Raw genomic sequence first — 25,174 nt, forward strand, 5'->3', positions numbered from 1 at the left:
GGGGCGCGGGTGTGGGACCCGTACACCCTATTCGTAGGGAAGTCCTTTTTGTTCATATGTGCGGGTGGGTTGAGGGAACGATTACTCGGCTCCTCGCCTACTCGCCTACTCGGCCAGCTCCTCCAGCAGCCGGGCCGTGGACAGTCCGGTCCGCAGATACGCGACGAACAGTTCGTTGTGCAGCGCCCACGGGGACCGGCGGGACCGGATCAGCCGTATCGCCTCCTCCGTGGAGTACCCGCGGCGGACCAGCGCGTGGGCGACGACCAGGCCCGACCTGTTGTAACCGGAGTAGCAGCGGACGAGGACCTTCCGCCCCTCGTCCAGCGCGTCGCAGGCGGCGACGGCCAGCCGCATCACGCCGGCCAGCTGCGTCCCGTCGAGCGGCCCGTCGGGAATCGGCCACACATGGTGCTCGACGCCGGTGTCGGGCCCGTGCCCGGGCAGCCGTAGCAGCGTCTGTACGAGATCGAACTCGTCCCGCACCACCGCGAACTCCAACTGCCCCGACCGTCCCCGGAACTCGTGCCCGCCCATCCACAGACCGGGCGTGATCTCGCTCCACGGACTGTCCGGAGCGGGTACGTCGGGTTGCTTCCTGCGCGTCCGCAACGGCGCCTCCCCAAGCCCCAGCGACTGACCCAAAGGTAACCGGGTTCTTGCCCCTTGAGCACCCCGCCTGTTCCCATGGTCGAGGGGTGATGGTGCATGAGCGGACTGCGCGTGATACCGACCTGGCGTCATGGTCAGGAACGGCTGTACGTCTGTCACACCGACGGAAGGAACGTCGCCTGGTACGACAGGGAGGCGGCCAGGATCAACCTGCTGAGCGAGGACCGCAGAGAGGACGTCCTGCACGCCCTCGGTCCCTTCCTCACCGGCCCGGTCACAGTGGGCCCACCTCCGGTGCCGACCCCCGCGGAACTGGCCCGCCTGACCCTCCACCCCGACGACGACCTGGCCCCCAACCGCCCCGGCGAGGCCCTCCACGTGGCCCTCGACCGCGACCCGGGTCCCCCGCACCGCCTTCGCCCGGACCCCCGCCGCCGAGCCCTGACAGCGGAACAAGTGGTGGGCGAAGCCCTGGACGCCCTGGACGGCGCGGGCTGGCACGCCCTCCACTCCATCCCCCTCCCCGGCGGCGACCGTCTCCACCACCTGCTGATCGGACCCGGCGGCCTCTACGCCCTCCACACGCTCTACGCCCGCAAACAACGCGTCCACATCACCGACCCCATGATCACCCTGGGCCGCCGGGACCCCCTCCCCCTACTCCGCCGAGCCCGCTCCGACGCGGCCCGAGCGTCGTACGCACTGACGGCCGAGGTCCACCCGGTCCTCGCCCTGGCCGGCCCGGCGGACGTCAGGATGACGACTCCACTGCGCGAGGTCCGCGTACTCCAGGACACGGAACTGTCCGGACTGGCAAGGACGGGCGGGGTGTTGAAGCCGGCGGATGTGGAGGCGCTGCACGCGATGGCGAGGGACCGGCATACGTGGGGGAGGGTTTGAGGGTTGCTTCTCCGGTGAGGGTGCGCACCATCGGCTCGTGCGGCGGAGTTGTCCGCACCCTCTTGGGGCGAGTTTGTCGCGCGTGTTTTCAAGTGGACGTCGGGCCGCCCGCTTCTTGGCCAGTGTCGGGCTTCCACGTCCCGAGTAAAGGGCGCTCCGCGTCGCCTTCGGCGATTCCGCTTCGCTCCACCCTTGACTAGGGCCGCTCCAGCCCGTTGGAGAAGCGAGCGGGCGGCCCCGAAAGACGGTTGCCCAGGTACGTAAGCCCTCGGGCCTGCTACGCCCTCACCCGGCGCCGGGGGCGCGCTCGCGTCTCGCCAGCACGCCACGTCGGCTCAGCGGCCAACGCCGGGTGGGGTGGGGCGTGCTGGCCGGGTCGGGTGGAGTGTCCTGGCCGGGTGGGGTGGAGTGTGCTGATGGAGCAGGGCGGAGCGGGGTGGAGTATGGAGTTGGGCTCGGCGGAACGGGGCGGGATGGGGTGAGTGGTGTCAGGAAGCTGTCCCCAAAACTAACCACCTATCTGCTACTTGACCGGTTAGAAAAACACCCAGCTTCCCGGACCCCCTCACACCCCCGACCTCCGACCTCCGACCTCCGACCTCCGACCTCCGACCCCCGACCCCCGACCTCTGGCACAAGCCGCCAGCCCACCCGACGGCATCCCGGGCCCGGCCGAACGCGCCCCCGTCACTAGGAGTCAGCCGCCGAGCCGACCCGGCGTGCCGCCATCTCCGGTCTGACGCGCCCGCCCCCCACTCGGTGTCAGCCGCTGAGCCGACGTGGCGTGCTGCCGACTCGTCGACGCGCCACCCCACCCGGCGCTGGCCGCTAAGCCGGCCCGACGTGCCATCTCCGGTCTGACGCGCCCGCCCCCCCCACTCGGTGTCAGCCGCTGAGCCGACGTGGCGTGCTGCCGACTCGTCGACGCGCCACCCCACCCGGCGCTGGCCGCTAAGCCGGCCCGACGTGCCATCTCCGGTCTGACGCGCCCGCCCCCCCCCACTCGGTGTCAGCCGCTAAGCCGACGCGGCATGCCGCCGACCCGTCGACGGCGCCACCTCCACTCGGCGTTGGCCGCCGAGCCGACCCGGCGTGCCCCCAACCAGTTGTCGCGTCACCCCCCCACTCGGCGTTGGCCGCTGAGCCGGCCCGGCGTGCTGGCGAGGCGCGAGCGCGTTCCTCAACACCGGCCGGCCACGTAACCGCCGTAAGGGGCCCTCTCCCTAGGCCACCCGTTCCTCCGGGGCCGCCCGCTCGCTTCTCCAACGGGCTGGAGCGGCCCGAGTCAAGGGTGGAGCGAAGCGGAATCGCCGCAGGCGACGCGTAGCGCAGCGGAGCGCCCTTTACTCGGGACGCGGAAGCCCGACACTGACCAAGAAGCGGGCGGCCCAACGGTCACTTGAAGGGAGCCATGTGTATCCCCACGTACCCCCTCGTCAAGGCAGGGCTCCCGCTAGTCCGGCGTCGAGCAACGGTTCCAGCAGATCGCCGTACTCAAGCAGCCGTACCTCCAACTCCCCTGCTGTGAAAGCAAGTTGATCCGGGTCCTCGCACGTCGACACCTCCTCCCACGTCACCGGTGCCGACACGCACTCCGCCGCCCGAGCCCGCAACGTATAGGGCGCCGCCGTGGTCTTCCGCGCAGCGTTCTGACTCCAGTCGACGAACACCTTCCCCACCCGCAGACTCCGCGTCATCCGATGCACGACAAGCCGAGGCAGAGCCGCCTCCGCCTCCACGGCCAACGCCTTCGCGTACTCAACGGCCCGCTCCGAAGGCACCGGCGCCACCCCCGCCAACAGATGCAGCCCCTTCGCCCCGGACGTCTTGACGTACGCCTCGATCCCGTCCACCGCCAGCCGCTCCCGCAGCCACACCGCAACCTCACAACACTCCACGACAGTCGCGGGCGCCCCCGGATCGAGGTCGAAGACGAGCCGGTCGGCGACGCCCGGCGCCCCGATCACCCACTGCGGCGTATGGAACTCGGTGACGAGATTCGCCGCCCACATCAACGACGCCAGATCCTGCACGAGCACCATCCGCGCCGGCCCCTCAGACCGGGGCACTGCCGCGGTGGTGACCCAGTCGGGCGTACCCGGAGGCACGTTCTTGGTGAAGAACACCTGACCCTCGGGCCCGTCCGGATACCGCAGAAAGGACACGGGCCGGTCGCGCAGATGGGGCAGCAGAACCTCGGCGGTGGTCGCGTAGTAGTGCAGGACCTCCCCCTTGGTGAACCCGGTCGCCGGGTACAGCACCTTGTCCAGATTGCTGAGCGCGACCCTTCGCCCCTCCACCTCTGTGATCGGCGTCATACGATGAGAATCCCACGGAAACGTGACGAACCGGACGTGAGTCGGAATCGTAAGTCGAAATCGCGAGCCGGAATCGGAAGGCGGGTGCGGCAGGTGCGATCCATATGGAACGGCGCCATATCCTTCGGCCTGGTCAGCATCCCGATCAAGCTGGTGAACGCGACCGAGAACCACTCCATCTCGTTCCGCCAGATCCACACGGAGGACGGCGGCCGGATCCGCTACCGCAAGGTCTGCGAACTGGAGGACCGCGAGGTCGCCCAGGCCGAGATCGGCAAGGCGTACGAGGACGCGGACGGCACGATGATCCCGATCACGGACGAGGATCTGGCGCAGTTGCCGATCCCGACAGCGAAGACGATCGAGATCGTGGCGTTCGTGCCGGCCGACCGGATCGACCCGCTCCAGATGGACGCCGCGTACTACCTCTCCGCGAACGGCGTCCCCGCGGCCAAGCCGTACACCCTGCTGCGCGAGGCGCTGAAGCGCAGCCAGAAGGTGGCCATCGCGAAGTACGCGCTACGAGGCCGCGAACGCCTCGGCATGCTGCGCGTCGTCGACGACGTGATCGCCATGCACGGCCTGCTCTGGCCGGACGAGATCCGCGTCCCCGAGGGCGTCGCCCCCGACACGAACGTCACCGTCCGCGACAAGGAACTCGACCTCGCGGACGCCCTGATGGACACGCTGGGCGAGGTCGACCTCGCGGACCTCCACGACGACTACCGCGAGGCGGTAGAGGAGATGATCACCGCGAAGGCCTCCGGTGAACAGCCCGCGACGACCCCGTCCCCGGCCCCCGGCGCGAAGGTCCTCGACCTGATGGCGGCCCTGGAGAAGAGCGTCCGAGAGGCGAAGGAATCACGCGGCGAGGAACCGGACACCAAGCAAACGGGAACAAAGGCCGAGGTCAGACGTATCTCCCCCCGAGCAACCCCCAAACAGACCCCCGGCAAGAAGTCGACCTCCACGGCAACGAAAAAGACGACAACGACGAAGAAGTCCCAGTCCGAGTCACCGCTACCGGCGAAGAAGTCAACGCGCACAACCAAAAAGACGACGGCGACCAAGTCCACCACGACGGCGAAGAAGACCCCGGCAAAGAAGGCAACCCCCCGCAAACGAACGGCCTGAGCCACAGCCTCCTGGCCGGTCCCCGTGTAGCGGTGCCCCTTATGAACACCGGATGGGGCAGGCACCCCAGGGGCGCGGGGCTGTATCAATTTGCGGCTCCGCCGCGTGGGCGTGCCCAGCCACAACGAGCCCGCACCCGCCCCAAAACCGAACCCGGTCCCCGCGCAGCGCTACCCCACCCGCCGCAACGCCAACACCGCGTTATGCCCCCCGAACCCGAACGAGTTGCTCAACGCGAGATCCCCGGCCCCGTCCTCGCCCCAAGGCAACTCCCGCGCCACCCCCGTCACCACATCCAGCCCGATCGAGTCATCCAGCTCACCCACCGCCCCCACGGTCGCCGGCACCACCCCGTGATACAACGCCAGCACCGTCGCCACAGCCTCAACCCCACCCGCAGCCCCCTGCAGATGCCCGAGATGCCCCTTGATCGCGGTGACAGGAACGTTTCTGTGGCCGAACACCGCCCGCAACGCTCCCGCCTCCGCAAGATCCCCCTCCACCGTCGCCGTCGCATGCGCGTTCACATGGACGACGTCAGCGACATGCCCGCCCGCATCCCGCACCGCCCGCCGCACGGCGAGCGCGACCCCGGCCCCCGACGGATCCGGCGCCGCCATGTGATGCGCGTCGGCGGACAGCCCCCACCCCGCCGCCTCGCAGTAGATCCTCGCCCCCCGCGCGCGTGCGTGTTCCTCGGCCTCCAGGACGAGCACCCCGGCACCCTCCCCGTTCACGAACCCGTCCCGGTCCTTCCCGAACGGCCGTGACGGCGACGAACCATCGGCCAACCCCCGCGTGGACAACGCCCGCATCGCCGCGAACGACGCCATGATCGCCGGCGTCACGACCGCCTCGGCCCCGCCCGCGAGGGCGATGTCGACGCGGCCGTACCGTATGCGGTCGATGGCCGCCCCGATCGCCTCCGTGCCGGAGGCACACGCCGCGGTGACCGTGCGGGCCTCGCCGGTGATGTGCAGGTCGAGGGAGACTTGCGACGCGGCCTGCGACGGCACGGTCATGGGCGTGGTGAGCGGCGAGACGCCGCGCGGCCCCTTGTCCCGCAGCTTGCGGTCGCCGCCGACGAGCACGGACGCGTCCCCGAGGATCGCCCCGAGACTGACCCCGACCCGTTCGGGATCGAGCCCGCTCTCCCGCGTGCCGCCCGCCACGAACCCGGCGTCACCCCACGCCTCCCGCGCGGCCAGCACCGCGAACTGCGCGGCCCGGTTCATCCGCCGCGCCGCCTGTCGCGGCAGCAGCTCCGCCGGGTCGACGGGCACGGTCCCGGCCACCCGCACGGGCAGCTCCGCGAACTCCTCCCCGTCCAGTTCCCGTATCCCGTGCCGCCCGTCGAGCAGCCCCCGCCACAACTCGTCGACCCCGACCCCGAGCGGCGTCACGGCCCCCAGCCCGGTGACCACGACCCGCCGCGGCCCACCCACGGCCGCCACCCGCTCCGGCCGCGAATGATGCCGTACGACGAACTCGCCACCACCCCCCGCACCGGCACCCGGCGTCCCCACACCAGCACCCGAACCCTCCCCGCCAGCACCTGGCGTCCCCGCACCGACACCCGGACCCTCCCCACCGGCACCCGGCGTCCCCACACCAGCACCCGAACCCTCCGCACCAGCACCCGGCGTCCCCCCACCGGCACCCCGCATCCCCCCACCAGCACCCGGACCCTCCCCACCAGCACCCGGCGTCCCCGCACCAACCCCCGCATCAGCCCCCGAGCTCTCCGAGCCGCCCCCCACACCAGCCCCCGTAACCCCGGAACCACCCCACGCCCGAACCTCCGCATCGCTCAGAACGTCATCCCCCGACCCCCCGTCCAGATCCCGATGCCACACCCCCCACCGCCGCACGTACGACACCTCGCCCGCCCCCGGATCCACCACCCGCAACGAACTCACCCGGTCGCCCTCCCGGAACTCGACGGACGCGAGGTCGTCGGAGACGAGTCGCGGTACCGCCCCGACGTCCAGTCGCCGGCACCCGCTGATCACCCGGCGGTCGCGGCCGAGCAGCTCGTCGCGGTCCGTCCCGCCGAGCGGCGGCCGCAGGGTGACGCGGATCGTCTCGGGCGTCTCGGGGAGGGTGTGGGTGACGACGTACCAGCAGGCGCGTTCGGCGTCGGCCGGGGTCAGGGCGATCAGATCACCGGGGATGACCTCGGCGGCGGACACCGGGTGCGGAGCGAACGGGACTTGTGACGAATCGGATGAATTGGACATATCGATACACGCTTCCTGAGGGACGGAACGGGCTTATGCCCTACGGCAAACCATCCCGAGTGAACTGGACGAAACCGGAAAAAGCCACGGTTGAAGAATGAACCTGTTGCACCCCGGGAGCTTTCAAGGTCCGCTGAAATAGGGCGAGTTGTCCAGTTGATCACCGGGGTTATGTGTGGAACATCACTTTCATGGCCGTAACACCCGTCCCCGCACTCACTTGTTCCCTGGATTTAACGCGAGGCCCTCTGGCAACTCCCTTTCTACGCGCGTAACTTGAGCCGACTCCCCACAGGCACCCCGTATCGGCAGCTACACGAAGTACGAGGAGACCGCCAGCGTGTCCAGACCTGAAGGGCGCAGACCCCGCGCCCGCCGCACCGCCCAAGCGATCGTCTCGGTGGGCGCGGCGGGAGCGTTCGCCTTCACCGCCCTGCCCGCCGCGTCCGCAACTCCCTCCGCCTCGGCGGTCGTTGCGGAGGTGTACGGCGGCGGGGGCAACTCGGGAGCCACCCTGACCCGGGACTTCGTCGAACTCGGCAACGCCGGTTCGACGGCCTACGACCTGTCGGGCTACAGCGTCCAGTACCTCCCCGGTACGCCTTCCTCCGGCTCCACTTGGCAGGTCACCGCCCTCACCGGCGCGATCGCCCCCGGCGCCCGCTACCTCGTCGGCGAGGGCACCGGCAGCGGCGGCACCACCGCGCTGCCGACCACCGACGCCACCGGCTCGATCGCCATGAGCGCGACCTCCGGCACGATCGCCCTGGTCTCCGGCACCACCGCGCTCACCTGCAAGACCGCCGCGGACTGCGCGGCCGACCCGAGCATCGTCGACCTCACGGGCTACGGCACCGCGGTCGTCCGCGAGGGCAGCGGCCCGGCCACCGGCGCCTCCAACACGGCCGCGGTCGCCCGCGCCGACTCGCTCGCCGACACCGACGACAACGCGGCGGACTTCACCGCCGGCACCCCGTCACCGGTCAACTCGGCGGGCCAGACGCCTGGTTCGGGCGACGGCGGTGGCGACGGCGGCTCGCCCACCGACCCCGGTACTGTCCGCGTCCACGACATCCAGGGCACGACCCGCCTCTCGCCGTACGCAGGCCAGACGGTCACCCGCGTCCCCGGCATCGTCACCGGCGTCCGCTCCAGCGGCTCCCTCGGCTACTGGATCCAGGACCCGACGCCCGACACCGACCCGCGCACCAGCGAGGCCGTCTTCGTCTACACCGGTTCCACCAAGCCCACGGTGGCGGCGGGTGATTCGGTCCTGGTCACCGGCAAGGTCAGCGAGTACTACCCGAGCAGCACCAGCCAGTCGAACACCGAGATCACCGGCCCGACCACCACGGTCCTCTCCAGCGGCAACGCGCTCCCGGACGCCGTGACACTCGACGCGACCTCGGTCCCCGACGCCTACATCCCGACCGCGTCCGGCGGCAGCATCGAGTCCCTCGCGCTCCAACCCACCGTCTACGCCCAGGACTTCTACGAGTCCCTGGAGGGCATGCGGGTCACCTTCGCCGACGCCCGCGTGGTCGGCGCGAGCGACGCGTACGGCGAGCTGTGGGTCACGGTCAAGCCGAACGAGAACGCCACCGCCCGCGGCGGCACCCTGTACTCCTCGTACGACCAGCCCAACACCGGCCGTATCGAGGTGATGTCGCTCGACACCACCTCAACCTTCCCTTCCGCCAACGTCGGTGACGAACTGTCAGGATTCACGACCGGCCCCCTCGACTACTCCACCTACGGCGGCTACAACGTCCAGGCCACCCAGCTCGGCACCCTCGTCGACAAGGGCCTGAAGCAGGAAGTGACCCGCCGTCAGAAGAAGGACGAGCTGGCGGTCGCCACGTACAACGTCGAGAACCTGGACGCGCTGGACACCCAGGAGAAGTTCGACCGGCTCGCCGAGGGCGTCGCGGTCAACCTCAACTCGCCCGACATCGTGGCCCTGGAGGAGATCCAGGACGACAACGGCGCGACGAACGACGGCACGGTGACGGCCGAGGGCACCCTGAAGCGCTTCACGGACGCGGTCCGCGCGGCCGGCGGCCCGGCGTACAAGTGGCGTTACATCTCGCCGACGAACAACCAGGACGGCGGCGAGCCCGGCGGCAACATCCGCCAGGTCTTCCTCTTCAACCCGAAGCGGGTCTCCTTCACCGACCACAAGGGCGGCGACGCGACCACCGCCACGAGCGTGGTGAAGACCCGCAAGGGCGTCGAACTCACCTACTCCCCGGGCCGTATCGACCCGACCAACGCGGCCTGGGAGGACAGCCGCAAGCCGCTGGTCGGCGAGTTCACCTTCCAGGGCGAGCAGGTCTTCGTGATCGCCAACCACTTCATCTCCAAGGGCGGCGACCAGCCGATCCACGGCCGCTACCAGCCCCCGGCCCGCAGCTCCGAGACCCAGCGCGCGGCCCAGGCGGCGGAGGTCAACGCCTTCGTCAAGTCCCTGCTCGCGGCGGACAAGAACGCCAAGGCGGTCGTCCTCGGCGACCTGAACGACTACGAGTTCTCCCAGACGGTGACCACCCTGACGGCCGACAAGGTCCTCAAGCCCCTGATCACCACCCTCCCCGCCGCCGAGCGCTACACCTACGTCTACGACGGCAACTCCCAGACCCTGGACCACATCCTCACCAGCCCCGCGGTGACGTCCTTCAACTACGACGTAGTCCACATCAACGCGGAGTTCGCGAACCAGGCAAGCGACCACGACCCCCAGATCGTCCGCATCGACCTCTCGAAGTGCCGTAGGCGATAGGGCTGTTGAAGGGTGACGGGCCGGAACGGCGCGAGCCGTGTCGCCCCGTCACCCTGACCGGCCGCCTCCCAGTCCCGGGCAGGGCAACCCCCTAAGGGGCGCGGGGAACTGCGCGACCAGCCACAACGCCCCCGCACGCGCAAGACAGCACAAGCCACTCAGACGCTAAGGCGCACACCCCGGTCCGCCCCACTCCGCCCCGTCACCATGACCAGCCCGACCCCCACCACCAGCCCCACCGCAGGCACCACCGGGAACCGCCCGCCATAGGCGAACCCATGCCCGGCGAACCAGATCAGCGCACTCACACTCGCCGCCAGCCCGCCCCACAACGCCCAAGGCCAACGCGGGAGTTCAGACGGCAGATCACCCGGCCGCGTCCGCTCATACACCACCGCGAGCCCTCGCTCCAACGGCCCCAGCACCCCTACGACCCCCACCAGCACCACCCCGAGCACGACCAGCCACGGCACCCGCAGCACCCACCAACTCCCCGACCCGTAGGCCGGTTCGGGAGCCAGCCCGGTGAGATAGAAGGCGGCGGCGACGACCAGCACCGGCAGCATGTGCCACAGGTAGAGCGTCATACTGGCGCCGCCCAACGGCCCTACCAGCCGCCAGAGTTGCTCGCGCTCCAGCGACCGCCGAAACACCGGCGCGAGCAGCAGCGCCACCCCGACCTGCCCAACGGCCCACGCCAGCATGGCCGCCGACGGGGGATTGGTGTTACTGGGACTCTGCCCGGTCACCAGGATCAGACTCACCGGGAACGGCCCGAACGCGACCAGCCCGGTGAAGGCGACCGCACCGCCCACCGCCATGCAGGCGGGCAAGGCGGACCGTTCGACGAGCGGCATGTCCCGCCAGCAGAAACCCAGTTGATAGGCGACGCCCCACACGAGCACGTAGTTGAGCAGCCCGACGAAGGGCGCGTGCACGGTAACCACCAGCGCGTCCGCGCCGACCGCGACCACCCCCATCACCACCGGCACCCGCAGCCCCCACCGCCGATGTGCCGCGTGCAGAACGGGAGTTGCCGCGCTGAGCAGCAGATACACCGGCAGGAACCAGAACTGCATGGCCATCGCCCACCCGACGAGCGCGAGGATGCCGGGGTCCACCCCGACCGCCGAGCAGATCGCGACGGCGGCCAGCACCAGCCCGCTGTACACCCCGGCCGGCAGCAGCAGCCGCAGCGCCCGCTGCCCGACCCAACCGGTCGCCGTACGGCCCTCGTTGCGGGCCCGCGCCCAGGAACCGCCGGCGGCATGCCCGCCGGCCAGGAAGAACAGCGGCATGATCTGGAACCCCAGGGTGAGCCACTGGGTCCAGGGCACGGTCGCGAGCAACTCCGGTGCGGAGATTACCCCGTTGGGGTCCCGCACCAGCCCGGTGATCAGCCAGTGCCCGAACACCACCAGCACGATCGCCCACGCCCGCAGGAAGTCGACGTAGCGATCCCGGCCCGTGCTGCCCGCACTGCCCGCGCTGCCCACACTCAAGTCCCCCATGGGATGCCATGGTGCCGCCGGTGGAGGGCAGTTGTGAGGGAGCGGCGCCGTCCCGCAACCAATCCGTGCCCGTCACGACACCCGTCGCCGATCCGCGGCGGGTCCGCCGTCGCTCCCCGAATCCCTTGACCCGCCCTTGCCTTGACTCGCCCCTGTCAACGCTGCTTCCCTGAGCCCACACAGCGAATTGGTCTGCACCAATATCGCGCAGGGATTGAATCGATTCACCCCCATCCCCCTCTGTGGAGGTCGCGCATGCGCACCCGACCGAGATCCCGCTCCCTCTTCTCCGCCCTCTCCACCGCCCTGCTGACCGGAGCCCTCGCGGCGGCCGGCCTCACCTCGGCGGCGGCCTCCGCCCCGAACGCCTGGCCCGCCCACGTCTTCGCGCCGTACTTCGACGCGGGCTCGGGAAACGTTTCCCTCACCGACGTGGCCAACAACTACGGCACCAAGTTCTTCACCGCAGCGTTCGTCGACGGCCCCGGCTGTCAGTGGCAGGTGCCGGGCCAGTCCGCCCTCCAGTCGCAGATCGACGGCATCCGGGGCCTCGGCGGCGACGTCTCCGTGTCCTTCGGCGGCTACACCTCCGACACCGCGCTCACCGAGATCGGCGACTCCTGTTCCAGCCCGGAGGCGGCGGCAGCGCAGATCGAGAACGTCATCACCACCTTCAACCTCTCCCACGTCGACTTCGACATCGAGTCGGCGTCCCTCACCAACTCCTCGGGCATCGACCGCCGCGACAAGGCCCTTGCCCAGGTGCGCACTTGGGCCGCCAACAACGGCCGCGCGCTGTCGATCTCCGTCACCCTCCCCGCCCTCCCCAGCGGCCTCTCGGGCGACGGCCTGAACGTCCTCAACAACGCCCGCTCCAACGGCTTCACCCCGGACGTCGTCAACCTGATGACCATGGACTACGGCTCCTCGGGCACCGATATGGGCAACGCGGCCAACACGTCCGTGGACGCGGCGGCCGGCCAGGTCGCGAGCGCGTTCGGCATCTCCACCTCCGCCGCGTACGCCAAGCTCGGCAACACCCCGATGATCGGCCAGAACGACAGCGCCGGCGAGGTCTTCACCCTCGACAACGCCCGCAGCGTCGAGGTCTTCGACGCCTCGCGGGGGATCGCCCTGACGTCGTACTGGTCGCAGAACCGCGACAACGGCGGCTGCGCGGGCTCGACTTCGGCCCAGAGCACGTGCAGCGGCGTCAGTCAGAACTCCGGCGACTTCGCCCGGATCTTCCAGGCGTTCACTTCGGGCAGCAGCAGTGGTGGCGGGGGAACCGGCTCAACTGTCCAGTCCCTGCCCGGGACTTGGGCCCAGTGCGCGAGCGAGAACGGCACCTGCGCGGTCAGCGGCACGACCGCCGTCGCCTACGGCGCGAGCGGCAGGTTCAACTACGCGACGGAGACCGGCTCCACCTCGTGCACCAACGCGGTCTTCGGCGACCCGATCTCCGGCACCGCCAAGTCCTGCTACGGCCAGGCGGCCCCGCCCGCGACCAACGTCTGGACCTTCTGCGCCGCCGAGGGCGGCACCTGCGCCTTCTCCGGCGTGATGACGGTGGCCTACGGCGCGGGCAGTTCCTTCAACTACGCGACCCTGCCCGGCGGTACGGCGTGCTCCAACGCCGTGTTCGGCGACCCGGCCTCCGGCACCGCGAAGTCCTGCTACCTGATCGGCGCACCGCCGTCCTTCGCCACGTGGACCAACTGCGCGGCGGAAGACGGCACTTGCACCTTCTCCGGCACCCACGAGGTGGCGTACGGCGCGGCCGGACGGTACGTGTACCGGTCCGTCTCCGGGTCCATCGGATGCGGCAACGGAGTCTTCGGCGACCCGGTGTCGGGTACGGCGAAGTCCTGCTACGTGCAGTAACTCCCGCGCAGCGTCGGCTCCTTCGGGCCGACGGATTGAACGTTTCAATCCGCCGGCCGTCGGACCCCGCCGGTTCCGCCCACCCCGCACCGCCGCTCGAACGAGGAGAAGCAGCCTCATGAAACGCACGTTCCGCATCGCGCTCGTCGTCGCGCTGGGCCTGGCGTTCGGCGGCGCGGTATCGCTCGAATCCCCACCGCCCGCAGTCGCCGCATCAACGACGGCCGCATCAACGACAGCGGTCTCTACGGCAGTTGCCGCCACCCCCGGCGACCCCTACAACCTCTCCCCGACCTCCCGGACCCTCGCCCCCACCGCCGTCTACGGCACGAGTGGCTCCGTCACCAACCCGACCAACGTGCTGTCCCATCAGTCAACTCGCCTGAACGGCAACGGTTCCGCCGTCACCCTCGACTTCGGCAAGGAGGTCGGCGGGATCGTCACCCTGAACTTCTCCGGTGCCAGCGGCGCGGGCCAGAGCGTGGGCCTGGCGTTCAGCGAGTCGTCGCTCTACACCGGCACCAGCAGCGACAACTCGGCCGGCGGCACGGACGGCGCGATCTACGCCACCGTGGGCGGCGCGGGCAGCTGGACGATGCCCACCGACAAACTGCGCGGCGGCTTCCGCTACTTGACGCTGTTCCTCAACTCCGGCGGCTGGGTGGACGTCAACGGCGTCTCCCTCGCCTTCACCGCCGCGCCCGGTGCGTCGAACCCGGCCGCGTACCCCGACTACTTCTACTCCAACGACGATGAGCTGAACCGCATTTGGTACGCGGGCGCGTACACCGTGCAGCTGAACACCATCGATCCGACCCAGGGCCGCGTGTACCCGCCGGTGTCCTCCGGCTGGGAGAACAACGCCACGGTGGGTGTGGGCAGCGAGGTCCTGGTCGACGGCGCCAAGCGCGACCGCTCCGTATGGCCGGGCGACCTGGGCATCTCCCTCCCCACCGCCTACGTCAGCACGGACGACCTGACCGCCGCCCGCAACTCCCTCACCACGCTCTACCAGATCCAGAAGTCGACCGGCGAACTCCCTTGGGGCGGCCCGGAGTTCAACTTCTTCGGCTCCGACACGTACCACATGTGGACACTGATCGGCACGTCCACGTACTACCTCGACACCGCCGACAAGGCCTGGCTGGACGGCATTTGGGCGAACTACAAGCGGGGCGTCGACTTCATCACCGCGAAGATCGACAGCAACGGTCTCCTCAACGTCACCGGCACCCTCGACTGGGCCCGCAGCGGCCAGGGCGGCGAGAACATCGCGGCCAACGCCATGCTCTACCGCGTCCTGACCACCGGCGCGACCCTGGCCCAGGCGGAGGGCGACAGCACCCTGGCCGCGACCTACAGCGGCAAGGCCGCGTCCCTCAAGTCCCAGATAAACAGCCGCCTTTGGGACGTGTCGACCGGCGCCTACAAGGACAACCCCACCAGCTCGCTCCACCCGCAGGACGGCAACTCCCTGGCCGTCTGGTACGGAGTCGTCCCTGCCACCACCCAAGCCCGCAGCGTGGCCGCCTACTTGCGCACCAACTGGGGCAGCCGAGGCGCCCAGACCCCGGAGTTCAGCAACAACATCTCGCCGTTCACCGGCTCCATGGAGGTGTACGCGCACTTCGCCGCGGGTGACGACACCAACGCGCTGAACCTCATCAGGACCGAGTGGGGCTTCATGCTCGACTCGCCGATCGGCACCAGGAGCACGTTCTGGGAGGGCTATTCACCGCAGGGCGACCTCACCGCGTACCCCGGCTCGTTCACGAGCATGGCCCACGGCTGGTCCACCGGCCCGACCGGCGCCCTCACCTCGGACGTTCTGGGCATCGCCCCGACGGCTGCGGGCGGCGCCGCCTATCAGGTCGTACCGCACCCCGGAAACCTCACCCATGTCGAGGGCACCCTGACGGTCGCGGCAGGCAAGACCGTCCACGCGAGCTACGACCACCCGGCCGACGGCAGCTTCACCCTCCAGGTGGACACGGGCACCAACTCCGGTTCCACAGGCGTGATCGCGGTCCCCCGCTTCGGCCAGAACCACACCGTCACCATCAACGGCGGCACCGCCTGGAACGGCACCTCGTTCACCGGCGCGACCGGCGTGACGAGCGCCGACCAGGACGCCGACTACATCTACTTCCGCGGCGTCCAACCGGGCTCGTACACCGTGGGCTACCCCGCCACCGGCACGGTCTCCCCGACCGAAAACCCCGCCCTGCCCGGCACTTGGACCCAGTGCGCGCTGGAGGGCGGCACCTGCGCGGTCTCCGGCACGAAGACCGTCGCGTTCGGCGCACAGGGCAAGTTCGCCTATTCCACGGCGAGTTCAAGCACGGCCTGCACCACCGCGACCTTCGGCGACCCGGCCAGCGGCATCGCGAAGGCCTGTTACGTCCAGCCCGCACCGCCGACCACGAACGTCTGGTCCCAGTGCGCCTCCGAGAACACCACCTGCGCCTTCACCGGCGAGATGACGGTCGCGTACGGCGCCGCGGGTTCGTACCGCTACGCGACCCTGTCCGGCGGCACCCCCTGCACCAACGGGGTCTTCGGCGACCCGATCTCAGGCACGGCCAAGTCCTGCCACCTCACCGGCCCACCACCGACCACCACGACCTGGACGACCTGCGCCGCGGAGTCCGGCACCTGCACCTTCACCGGCACCCACGAGGTCGCCTTCGGCGCCAACGGCCAGTACTTCTACGGCAGTTACACGGGCGGCACCCCGTGCACGAACACGGTCTTCGGAGACCCGGTCTCCGGAACGAGCAAGTCCTGTTACGTCCAGTAACGCACTCCTCACGAGGAAGGCCGGACGATGTTCAGATCGAAGTTGAGAGGAAAGGCCGCGCACACCACCGGACGCAGGTGGAGGTCAGGGTCGAGGCCGAGACGCCTGATCTGGCTGGCGGCCCTGGCCCCGATGGTCGCCCTGCTCTACGGCACCACGACCACCCAGCCCGCGCTGGCCGCCGCCCCCGGAGCCCCCTCCGGCTGGTCCACCGTCTTCACCGACGACTTCAACGGCTCGGCGGGATCGGCCCCTTCGGCGGCCAACTGGAAATTCGACACCGGCCCGGGTTCCAGTTTCGGGACCGGTGAGATCGAGACGATGACCGACTCCACCGCCAACACCCACCTCGACGGCAACGGCAACCTCGACATCACCGCGCTGGGCTCCGGCAGTTCGTGGACCTCGGGCCGGATCCAGACCCCGACCGCGAACGTGGGCGCACCGGCCGGCGGCAGGCTGGAGGTCGCCGCGTCCATCCAACAGCCCAGCCCCGCAAGCGGGTTGGGATACTGGCCCGCATTCTGGATGCTCGGCCCGGGTCAGTGGCCGGAGAACGGCGAGATCGACATCATGGAGGACGTCAACGCCCTCTCCGACGTGGCCGGCACGATCCACTGCGGCACCTCCCCGGGCGGCCCCTGCAACGAGGGCACCGGAATCAGCAGCGGCCTGCGCGCCTGCTCCGGCTGCCAGAGCGGCTTCCACACGTACGCGATGATCCTCGACCGCACCAACACCTCGGCGGAGACGATCACGTTCTACCTGGACGGCAACGCCTACTACTCGGTCTCCGAGTCCCAAGTGGGCACGGCCACTTGGCAGGCGGCCTTCGACCACAACCAGTCGATCATCCTGGACCTGGCGATGGGCGGCACGTTCCCGGACGCGGCCTGCGGCTGCACAACGCCGTCCGGCTCGACGACATCGGGCGGCACCCTGAGCGTCGACTACGTAGCGGCGTACACCACAACGGGAAGCACCACAGGCTCCACCACCCAAACCCTGCCCGGCACTTGGCCCCAGTGCGCGAGCGAGAACGGCACCTGCGCACTCAACGGCACCTCGGCGGTGGCCTTCGGAGCGAACGGCCGCTTCAACTACACGACGGCGACCGGCTCAACTCCCTGCACCACGGCGGTATTCGGCGACCCGTCCTCCGGAGTGGTGAAGTCCTGCTACGCGGAAGCAGCACCCCCGGCAACCAACATCTGGTCCCCGTGCGCGTCCGAGAACAACACCTGTTCCTTCTCCGGCGTGATGACGGTCGCGTACGGCGCCGCGGGTTCGTACCGCTACGCGACCCTGCCGGGCGGCACCCCCTGCACCAACACAGTCTTCGGTGACCCGATCTCAGGCACGGCGAAGAGTTGCTACGTCGTATCGCCACCCCCGACGTTCGCGACCTGGACGAATTGCGCGGCGGAGAACGGCGCCTGCTCCATCTCCGGCACCCACGAGGTGGCGTACGGGGCGAACGGCCAGTACTTCTACGGCTCGTTCAACGGGGGCACCCCCTGCACCAACGGGGTGTTCGGTGACCCGGCATCAGGAACGGCGAAGTACTGTTACTACCAGTAACAAAGCGCAGGTGGGCGGCCCGCCGTTACTCACTTTCGGGTGACGCTCCCGGCGGGCCTGGGGTGGCGCACCGTGGCGAAAGCGGAACCCGGTCCAGTGCCCGCAAGGCCCGTCGCCCCGCCGGGGCGTCAACCTGGTGCATCACGCACATAAATGGACGGTACAGCCGAGAGTCACGGAAATACGACCGACTCGTAACACGATTCACGTATCGCTCATATCCCGTCCGCCCGGTGGAGAAGGTGTGGGTGTGCGGCCAACAGGCCGCCACCCGCACACCGCACAGCCCGGGGTCCGGCCGTAGCCGTATCCAGGGAAGTGCCCGCACCATGCTGGGGGAACCCGTGACCTCTTCACCTTCCGTGTCCGTCCGCCGTCTGGCCGCAGCCGCTCTGGCCGCCGGCGCTCTCGTCGGCGCGGCGGCACTGCCGGCGACCGCTGCCGACCACCACGCGGTCCGGGCGAACGTGGAGATCAGCCGCGTGCAGTACGACTCTCCGGGACCGGAGGACCGCTCCAACCGCTCCCTGAACAACGAGTGGGTGGAGATCACCAACCACACCCGCAGCGCCGTCAACCTCGACGGCTGGAAGCTCTCGAACAAGGACGGCCAGACCTACACCTTCCACCACTACCGCCTGGACGGCCACGCCACCGTCCGCGTCCACACCGGCGTCGGCCGCGACACCAACCGCGACCTCTACCAGGACCGCCACAACTACACCTGGGACAACCGCTCCGACACCGCCACCCTCCGCAACGACCACCGCCGCCTCGTGGACGACAAGTCCTGGGGCAACCAAGGGGGCGGTCACGGGGGTGGCGGCCACAACGGCGGCGGTCACAACGGTGGCGGCGGTCACGGCGGCGGCGGCCACCACTGATCACCTGCGCTACGGCGTCATGATGCCGAGGCGGTGACGTAATTCCGGCGGCGCGCTTCCCCCGACCAGGGGTGGCGCGCCGCTTGGTTTTGCGCCGGGGCAGGTGTGAGTAGCTAGCTTCATCCCGACCACACGGCAGGGACGCGGGCGTTCACACGATGGCGAAGAAACCGGTACGCGCAGCGGTGGGAGACATCTGGCTCAAGTGCCAGGTCTGCCAAGGAGATCTGTTCCGCGACCGGGGCGTCCTCCTCAACAGCACCGGCATGGAATTCATGAAACTGGCCTGGGCCGACGAGAACGCCACCGGCCTGATCTGCTGACGCTGCGGGTACATCCACCTGTTCGTGAACAAGGAGATCAAGCTGTATCGGGCGGACGAGTAGGTGAGACCGCGGCGCCAAGTGGCCTGCCCGGCTGGCCTGTTGGGCCCGGCGGCCCGGGCGACTGGTCCGCAGACCGGGGCGGACGGAAGCTCCGGACTGCCGGAAGCCCGGGCTTGCAAATGCCTAACCCAAAGAGGTGGATCGCCTCTAAAGGCCATGCCTGGAGCGGGAGTTGAGCGTCCGATAGGGCGCGGGAACGTCGCCGTGGCCCGTGTCGGACGAGCGCTGGGACCGCGTGAAGCTGTTGCTGGCGCAGGCGCTGGGGCTCGACCTGGGCATGACGTGCCGGCGTCGGTTGCGGGACCGGAACGAGGCGGGAGTCTGGCAGCGACTGCGCGAGTTCCTGCTTGCCGAGCTCAATGTCGCAACCTCCTAGCCCAAACGCGTCGGGGGTTTCGTGGTGTCTCGGCCGCGTGTCGACGGTCGTCAGTTGCGGGATACACCTTCTGTGTTGTGTGTAGTGGCAGCAATAGATGCACGCATCACGTGTCCCGTCCGATTTCCCTCTTAGCGCGAGGACCTGAGCTGTCGACCCTCGCGGTATGGGGGCTTTGGAGGAAGGACCGCGCAGGTTAAAGGGCGGGCAGTCACGCTGCCTGCACTGTGGCCTGCCGACCGAACGTGTGGCGACGCTGGACTACGACTGGGTGCAGCTTGAGCCGGACATGGAGCCGTTGGCTCATACCGTGCCGGCGGAGCATCGGTGGATCGCGCTGTCCGATGGGCGGGTGACGGTCTACGGCGTGTGTCCGCCGGATCCGTTCCAGCGGTGTCGTATTGCGCACCGGCTTGCATGCTCGGCACAACCGCTGCCCGATCTCTGGCCATGGTTGACAAGCCTGCGGATCGAGAACGGGCGTCAGGTTGAGCGTCAGAAGGACCCGGAGTCACAACAGGCCCCGGAGACGTGGCCGGATACGGGGTAAGAGTGCCTCGATCGGAGTGCATACGGCCCTTGCGTATACGCCTCAACACACGCGAAGACCCCGTCCTCAGCTGACGCGCTGACGGCGGGGTCTTTGGGCACCTCATTCAAGGTGCCCCCGGCAGGATTCGAACCTGCGCACACGGCTCCGGAGGCCGTCGGCTTCCCGCATGTTTTCGCAGGTCAGCGGCTTACCTGATGGGTTGTCAGGCCAGCCGTCCCGTGCATGTCCCGCGAGAATGAAATGACCTATTTGCTCGCCTTATCCCGATCATTCCCTGTCGTGACCGGTCCATGCCTCATGACGTAGATCACGATTTCCTCGGGCAAGCGTAGGGGTAGACGGCGCGCCCCTCAATTGAACAGGGAGACTGTCCGGAGCGCGCGGGCAAGCTAAGCGAGCCGCTTGTGCACCGGGTTCTGTGGGGGCGCTCCCGCGCGGTGCCGGGTGAACGGTGGCTGGCGGTGTGTCCCGCCGCTTCTCGTCCGTATGCCCTGGGGGCATCTGTCCGTGCTGAGTTTCCGGCTTCCGGCGGGCCAACTGGGAGGCCCTTCGCCGACGTGCTTCCGTAGTGGGCACTGCACGCCGACCTGCGCGGTAATTCGACGTTGGCCGGAAGGGTAGGAAGTTCTCGATGCCCCAGTGGCCTCCGATCCAGGTGGCGAGTTCAGTGCGGGTGGCGTTGAAGACGCTCAGGCTGGTGAACAGGTAGACGTGCTCGATGGCCAGCTTCCCGGTGCTCAAGTCGCGCCGCCACTGCACCACTTGGATCGACTGCCGGGGCGCCGGGGTAGTCCAGGTGGTTGAACGCGGCGACTTTGAGCCGGTGGATCTCTTTGCGGTGGTGGGCGTGGTCGTGGGTGCGGTGCCCGAGCGGGATGTACCACCAGGACAGCTTCCTGACCTGGGCGTACACGCCGGGTTGGCTCTTATTCACGACGGCCATGCAGCGAGCGCCGCGGCCGATCAGGTAGGCCCCTTGATCATGCTGGGTATGCAGAGAGTCGGAGAGTCGATGGCGTCCCGCCGAGTTCTTCAGATCTGAGCCGTCCAGCAGGGGTGCGAAGGAGTGGACCGTCGCTGGCAGTGTTCTCCACAGAGTTTCAGGGAAACAGAAGGGTTGGTGGACGCCTGGGTGGTTAAGTATCGGTGCGTAATACTCGAAACGACGGCCGATGCTACACCGCCGCCCCGAGCCTTACGGAGGTCGCCATCGGCGAGAGCATGCGCGGCACGTTCGTCAAGGGGTGCCGAGTGAGGGACTTTGGCACAATCCAGCTGATGGCCGAACTGGGGTATGAGTTCGTCGGTCTACATGCGATCACGTCGCTGGAGATCCCGGACTTGGCGCAAGCCCGGCGGTTCGCCGATCTGACGGCGGAGCACAGCTTGTCGATCAGTCCGGTGCTCCTCACCAAGGTCGTGGACGTCGCACAGATAGCTCAAGCGCTCGCGTATACCAGGATCAATTGGCTGCAGCTGCATCACCTGTGGTCGATGAACGACCTGGTGGCGCTGCACAACGAGTTGTGCAGGCATGGATCCCCGGCCGAGATCATCCTGCTGGTCGACCCAACGACAGCTCTGGACCGGCGACTTGTCGATGAACTCCTGCACCTGGTGGACTTTGTGATCCTCGACCACAGCGCGGGTGGCACTGGGCGATTGCTTCCGCCCGACTCCGTCCGGCGAACTCTGGAGGTGATTGACCCTGGCCGGGTGTTCATGGCCGGAGGGCTCGACGCGGGCAATGTTGCCGAGATCGTGAATCGATATCAGCCGTACGCAGTCGACACGCAGAGCGGAATACTGAACTCAATCGGAAAGCAAGACCCCGAAAAGTTGGCAGCATTCATCTGCGCAGTTCGCGGTGCTTCAGCGGGCGAGCTTCTACCGGAAAAGCGGTAAATTCGGTGCGACACGATGATTCATATGGTCCATTCTCGGACTATTCCGCTCCCTTTTGGGAGAGCCTTAATATATCTGCTATTTCTGATGAGCACGTGGTATCGAAACTGCACCTGTTGGACAACTTAGAGGTTTCGTCCCCGTATCGGGGAACTTCCGTGCCTGTATGGCGTCGCATCTGGAAGTCCCTTGATTGCCTGGATCGCTTCAGTGATGTACCTCAGGAATGGAAGCATGCGGCACTTTTTCTTTTCGCTAACACGGTATACCTCCCACAGGTTTTGCTGAATGACGCTTGGAGGGCATTGTTTCTAGAACTCTGCGAAAGGGAACTCGGCTGCGACTCTGTCGAAGCCCGTCAACGAATACTTGGTAGCATCCATCTCTTTGAGAATGACCCCAGCGCTATGACTGGAACGTTCTGTCACGTCAACGGGCTGGAGGGGCGGTTGGACAACCAGCGGCTGCAGCGGGTTGAGGGCGTCGACAAGCTGGCCGATGTGCTCCTTGATCTGCTCAATCCGGCTAAACGGGACCGGGCGAGGGCGATGCTGGTTCCGTTGTTCGCCAAACCGTATTGGGTTATGCTGGTTGACAAGTCATTGAGTGGCCATTCCCTTGAAACGGATTTGCGGCGGTTGGTCATTGCGCGGAGTATTGCCGAAAAAGTGGGATTCAAACCGCCGAAGATAGTGGTGCTATGCCAGGTTCTCACCAGCAAGGCTGTCGATGCGATCCAGGCGCTTATTCAGGATCTTCCGGTCGGCGCGATAGCATGGTACTGCGCTGTGCTGTTCGATGGCCGGCACAGTATTACTCACCCCGACTCGACTCTGATAGCTGATTCTGTGATACGAGAAAATGCGCTTGAGTTGTGCCACTGGTTTTCGGCCCGCTTCATTAAGTCGGATAGCAGACTGGCGCGGATGCGTGATAGAAGTGGCGATGATCTGGAGTTCGGTTACCGCGCCTGCGGGCTTACCCTCGTTGACTACTCCAACTGCCCAACTGACTCCTTGCCAATCTTCTGGTACGCGACGGAGCCGACCGCCGAGGATATATACGTGGGCCCATACGTGCGAGTGCATTCCAGAATTGGAAATCAGAGCGCAGAGCCCTCCTCGAACAAGTGGATCGACTTGGAATCTAACCGCAATATTGTGGACGCTTTACGCCACTCGGCCCAAGGCGGAGACTCATGACGCATCTCCGTGTCGGCGACCTGAGTGCTGTCCGGTCCATCATCCGGGAACGTTCTCGTAAACAATTGGTGGTGATCCTGGCACCCAATTTTGAGGAACGGTCTACCTTATGTTGTGAAGCGTTGCTTGAAATGATTCGAGCCGAGTGCCAGGTCCATCCGGATGCCGTGCGTATCAGCTGGATTATTTTCACCCTTCAGGGCAGGCACAGTCCCACGTTCCTGGATGCCATCAAAGCAGTGAACGTTCGTAAGGTGATTCGATCGCTGCATGTCTCAGAGCAGCGGGAAAAAGTCGTACACAAGATTCTTGAGTACCCGATAGACCAGGGCAGGTTCGTTAGCGAACTGGCGCTGTTGATGCGTGGAATACCGACGATAGGTGAACTGATAGTTGACTACTCGGCTTTTCCTCGAAACCTCCTCTCGGCGTTGATAGAAGAAGTCGAAAAGTCTGGAGAGCTGAGCAGTAAGTTTCCTCTGGTAGAGAACGTCACATTGCTTTACGCGTGGTCGGAAAGCTATCCGAAAGCAGCTGGTCCAGAGCTTCTGGGGGAAGTGGTCGGCCACTTCAGTCGCTTGCCCCTTCGTAGTTTGCTTGAGGGGCGTAACCATGCTGAGGTGGTTATCTTCGCGGCAGGTACTACGCATGACACGTTTTCCCTGCTTGAATCAGTCCGAGATAACGGAATGGGGAATCAGATCGGAATTCATCTGGTCAACTTCGTGCATACGGACAACTTGCTGGAATCGCGACTCAAGCTGCGTAATCACTACACGATACTCCGGGATGCACCATTGCATGGTGTGCAGGTTCGCTACGTCTTTACCGTGCGCCATGCGCTGGCATACATGCGCGATGTGGCGCGGATTTGTGTGCAGGCTACCGAGGAGGGTTCGCGATCGCTTCTAGCGATTGGCTCATTCGGGCCGAAACCAATCGCCGTTGGTGCTCAATTTGTTGTCCAGGAATTTTTGCGAAAATGTAGTTTGGTCGGGGATGCGCGGGCTGACGTACTTAACAGTAGAGGGTCGCAATATCTCTCGCCCTACTCTCTGGGTTCAAGCAAAATCGGAGTATTCGAATATCAACCGAGGGGGAGCTCAACGTCTTTCCTGGAGTAACGCCGAGGGGTGATCACCCCTGCTAACCCGTATCGCCCCTGCTCAGCCTCTGCCTCGCCTCATTGATGAAGGAATCCGTTTCTTCGGCCGAGCGTTGAGCTCTGATGGCAAGATCGTCGGCATCGGTGGCGTCGAGGATCTGGATGGTGAGTTCCACCAACTCGCGCGCACGCCGGGCGAAATCCTCATCGTCTGTGACCAGCTGTACCCGGTACATAGTGCTGCGGGCGGCTGCTCTTAGCCGCCATGAATCGGACCTCGCCCGCGCGTACTCGTCACTGTCGGCAGGGCTCTCACGGCGGGTCGTCCACCTGATGAGTTGACCTCCGCGGAGATCTGCCACGCTTTCGGCGAGCGCACCGTAGGCGCCGATCCTCTCCACGCGAAGCCGTTCGCGGGCGGTCATCCCATGGATGTAGACCGCCTGGCGCTTTTGGAAGTAGTAGGTGAGCGCCGAACCGAGCAGTGTTCCGAGTACGGCGATGCCTGTTACCACGGCTGGTTCCATTACCGAATCATCCCTCACAGCGCGTTTGGCCGGGGTGCACGTGCAGGAAGAGCCCGGCCATGGCGCTCCTCCCAACTTGTTTTTGGAACAAGTTGGTTGGACCTGACTGAAAGGTCACCTCGTAAAAGATCTTCGTGTCTTCCGTGACCAGTAGTGATGCTGGAGCCAGGGCTGATGCGTTCTCAGTCGGCAAGATGAGCTGATCGCCTGCGTACGCGCCGCCGTGGGCAGTTCGCCCGGTTCAGCAACGAGAGACGCGACCCCTGATGATCAAGGCTGTCGAAGCCTTTGATCACGAACAGGGGGCGTGTCCATCCCCTCGGGAGATGAGTTCAGACGTCAGGCATTCACCTCAACACCCCTGGGGCCTCGCGCGTTCTGCCCCGGCAGTCGCCACCCGCCCTGCTGGGCAGGTGATCGGTAAACAGGTGGCATGTTGCTGAGGGCGTCGAAAGACTGCCTCGGTGATCCCTACTG

Annotated in this window: 19 protein-coding genes; 14 read left to right on the forward strand and 5 right to left on the reverse strand. The window is 67.2% G+C overall.

Annotated elements, in window-relative coordinates; all coding sequences use genetic code 11:
* Positions 1-105: 105 nt before the first annotated feature.
* Positions 106-612 carry a dual specificity protein phosphatase family protein gene (locus tag OG407_RS34335; RefSeq protein ID WP_327401311.1) on the reverse strand — a complete coding sequence of 169 codons (507 nt, stop codon included), beginning with the start codon at positions 610-612 and terminating at the stop codon, positions 106-108.
* Between the two features lie 96 nt (positions 613-708).
* On the opposite strand from OG407_RS34335, the gene OG407_RS34340 reads away from it, so the two are divergent.
* A complete protein-coding gene (locus tag OG407_RS34340) occupies positions 709-1,512 on the forward strand; it encodes a nuclease-related domain-containing protein (protein ID WP_405863352.1) in 804 nt (267 codons plus the stop codon).
* Between the two features lie 1,436 nt (positions 1,513-2,948).
* Here OG407_RS34340 and ligD read toward each other — a convergent pair.
* On the reverse strand, positions 2,949-3,830 hold the full coding sequence (gene ligD, locus OG407_RS34345) for a non-homologous end-joining DNA ligase (RefSeq protein ID WP_405863353.1): 882 nt from the start codon (positions 3,828-3,830) through the stop codon (positions 2,949-2,951).
* 84 nt (positions 3,831-3,914) lie between these two features.
* On the opposite strand from ligD, the gene OG407_RS34350 reads away from it, so the two are divergent.
* The gene (locus OG407_RS34350; RefSeq protein ID WP_405863354.1) at positions 3,915-4,964 is read left to right on the forward strand and encodes a Ku protein; all 1,050 of its coding nucleotides are present in this window, start codon (positions 3,915-3,917) and stop codon (positions 4,962-4,964) included.
* A 170-nt stretch (positions 4,965-5,134) separates the two neighbouring features.
* Here the strand turns inward: OG407_RS34350 and OG407_RS34355 are convergent, their stop codons facing one another.
* On the reverse strand, positions 5,135-7,156 hold the full coding sequence (locus OG407_RS34355) for a beta-ketoacyl-[acyl-carrier-protein] synthase family protein (RefSeq protein ID WP_405863355.1): 2,022 nt from the start codon (positions 7,154-7,156) through the stop codon (positions 5,135-5,137).
* A gap of 448 nt (positions 7,157-7,604) precedes the next feature.
* Here OG407_RS34355 and OG407_RS34360 point away from each other — a divergent pair, with 448 nt between their 5' ends.
* Positions 7,605-9,983 carry an endonuclease/exonuclease/phosphatase family protein gene (locus tag OG407_RS34360; protein WP_405868768.1) on the forward strand — a complete coding sequence of 793 codons (2,379 nt, stop codon included), beginning with the start codon at positions 7,605-7,607 and terminating at the stop codon, positions 9,981-9,983.
* Between the two features lie 158 nt (positions 9,984-10,141).
* On the opposite strand, the gene OG407_RS34365 is transcribed toward OG407_RS34360, so the two are convergent.
* Positions 10,142-11,494, reverse strand: coding sequence for an acyltransferase (locus OG407_RS34365; RefSeq protein WP_405863356.1), 1,353 nt, complete (start codon positions 11,492-11,494; stop codon positions 10,142-10,144).
* A 255-nt stretch (positions 11,495-11,749) separates the two neighbouring features.
* Between OG407_RS34365 and OG407_RS34370 the strand changes: the two genes are divergently transcribed.
* From OG407_RS34370 to OG407_RS34420, 11 genes are all read left to right on the forward strand, one after another.
* A complete protein-coding gene (locus OG407_RS34370; RefSeq protein ID WP_405863357.1) occupies positions 11,750-13,378 on the forward strand; it encodes a chitinase in 1,629 nt (542 codons plus the stop codon).
* A 118-nt stretch (positions 13,379-13,496) separates the two neighbouring features.
* On the forward strand, positions 13,497-16,178 hold the full coding sequence (locus tag OG407_RS34375; protein WP_405863358.1) for an MGH1-like glycoside hydrolase domain-containing protein: 2,682 nt from the start codon (positions 13,497-13,499) through the stop codon (positions 16,176-16,178).
* Between the two features lie 27 nt (positions 16,179-16,205).
* Entirely contained in the window at positions 16,206-17,759 is a 1,554-nt protein-coding gene (locus OG407_RS34380) for a glycoside hydrolase family 16 protein (RefSeq protein WP_405863359.1), read from the forward strand.
* Positions 17,760-18,088: 329 nt separating this feature from the next.
* The gene (locus OG407_RS34385) at positions 18,089-18,643 is read left to right on the forward strand and encodes a lamin tail domain-containing protein (protein WP_405863360.1); all 555 of its coding nucleotides are present in this window, start codon (positions 18,089-18,091) and stop codon (positions 18,641-18,643) included.
* 158 nt (positions 18,644-18,801) lie between these two features.
* A complete protein-coding gene (locus OG407_RS34390; protein WP_405863361.1) occupies positions 18,802-18,966 on the forward strand; it encodes a hypothetical protein in 165 nt (54 codons plus the stop codon).
* Positions 18,967-19,240: 274 nt separating this feature from the next.
* Positions 19,241-19,405 carry a hypothetical protein gene (locus tag OG407_RS34395; RefSeq protein WP_405869004.1) on the forward strand — a complete coding sequence of 55 codons (165 nt, stop codon included), beginning with the start codon at positions 19,241-19,243 and terminating at the stop codon, positions 19,403-19,405.
* A 166-nt stretch (positions 19,406-19,571) separates the two neighbouring features.
* Complete coding sequence (locus OG407_RS34400) at positions 19,572-19,955, forward strand: DUF6083 domain-containing protein (RefSeq protein ID WP_405863362.1); 384 nt, start codon at positions 19,572-19,574, stop codon at positions 19,953-19,955.
* Positions 19,956-20,676: 721 nt separating this feature from the next.
* Positions 20,677-21,000 carry a hypothetical protein gene (locus tag OG407_RS34405; protein ID WP_405863363.1) on the forward strand — a complete coding sequence of 108 codons (324 nt, stop codon included), beginning with the start codon at positions 20,677-20,679 and terminating at the stop codon, positions 20,998-21,000.
* A 236-nt stretch (positions 21,001-21,236) separates the two neighbouring features.
* The gene (locus OG407_RS34410) at positions 21,237-21,863 is read left to right on the forward strand and encodes a hypothetical protein (protein ID WP_405863364.1); all 627 of its coding nucleotides are present in this window, start codon (positions 21,237-21,239) and stop codon (positions 21,861-21,863) included.
* A gap of 158 nt (positions 21,864-22,021) precedes the next feature.
* Complete coding sequence (locus OG407_RS34415) at positions 22,022-23,065, forward strand: hypothetical protein (RefSeq protein WP_405863365.1); 1,044 nt, start codon at positions 22,022-22,024, stop codon at positions 23,063-23,065.
* Positions 23,062-24,189 (forward strand): hypothetical protein, encoded by a 1,128-nt coding sequence (locus OG407_RS34420; protein WP_405863366.1) that lies wholly within the window; start codon positions 23,062-23,064, stop codon positions 24,187-24,189. The genes OG407_RS34415 and OG407_RS34420 overlap by 4 nt, the downstream gene beginning before the upstream one ends.
* A gap of 22 nt (positions 24,190-24,211) precedes the next feature.
* Here the strand turns inward: OG407_RS34420 and OG407_RS34425 are convergent, their stop codons facing one another.
* The gene (locus tag OG407_RS34425; protein WP_405863367.1) at positions 24,212-24,697 is read right to left on the reverse strand and encodes a hypothetical protein; all 486 of its coding nucleotides are present in this window, start codon (positions 24,695-24,697) and stop codon (positions 24,212-24,214) included.
* Positions 24,698-25,174: the final 477 nt, after the last annotated feature.

Origin of the sequence: Streptomyces sp. NBC_01515 (genome assembly GCF_045040345.1) — a bacterium.
Lineage (GTDB): Bacteria > Actinomycetota > Actinomycetes > Streptomycetales > Streptomycetaceae > Streptomyces.

Coding starts and splice junctions, on each gene's coding strand:
- OG407_RS34340 (WP_405863352.1), top strand. CDS start 709: ATGAGCGGACTGCGCGTGATACCGACCTGGCGTCATGGTCAGGAACGG.
- ligD (WP_405863353.1), bottom strand. CDS start 3,830: ATGACGCCGATCACAGAGGTGGAGGGGCGAAGGGTCGCGCTCAGCAAT.
- OG407_RS34365 (WP_405863356.1), bottom strand. CDS start 11,494: ATGGGGGACTTGAGTGTGGGCAGCGCGGGCAGTGCGGGCAGCACGGGC.
- OG407_RS34370 (WP_405863357.1), top strand. CDS start 11,750: ATGCGCACCCGACCGAGATCCCGCTCCCTCTTCTCCGCCCTCTCCACC.
- OG407_RS34375 (WP_405863358.1), top strand. CDS start 13,497: ATGAAACGCACGTTCCGCATCGCGCTCGTCGTCGCGCTGGGCCTGGCG.
- OG407_RS34380 (WP_405863359.1), top strand. CDS start 16,206: ATGTTCAGATCGAAGTTGAGAGGAAAGGCCGCGCACACCACCGGACGC.
- OG407_RS34385 (WP_405863360.1), top strand. CDS start 18,089: ATGCTGGGGGAACCCGTGACCTCTTCACCTTCCGTGTCCGTCCGCCGT.
- OG407_RS34390 (WP_405863361.1), top strand. CDS start 18,802: ATGGCGAAGAAACCGGTACGCGCAGCGGTGGGAGACATCTGGCTCAAG.
- OG407_RS34400 (WP_405863362.1), top strand. CDS start 19,572: ATGGGGGCTTTGGAGGAAGGACCGCGCAGGTTAAAGGGCGGGCAGTCA.
- OG407_RS34405 (WP_405863363.1), top strand. CDS start 20,677: ATGGCCAGCTTCCCGGTGCTCAAGTCGCGCCGCCACTGCACCACTTGG.
- OG407_RS34410 (WP_405863364.1), top strand. CDS start 21,237: ATGGCCGAACTGGGGTATGAGTTCGTCGGTCTACATGCGATCACGTCG.
- OG407_RS34420 (WP_405863366.1), top strand. CDS start 23,062: ATGACGCATCTCCGTGTCGGCGACCTGAGTGCTGTCCGGTCCATCATC.
- OG407_RS34425 (WP_405863367.1), bottom strand. CDS start 24,697: ATGGAACCAGCCGTGGTAACAGGCATCGCCGTACTCGGAACACTGCTC.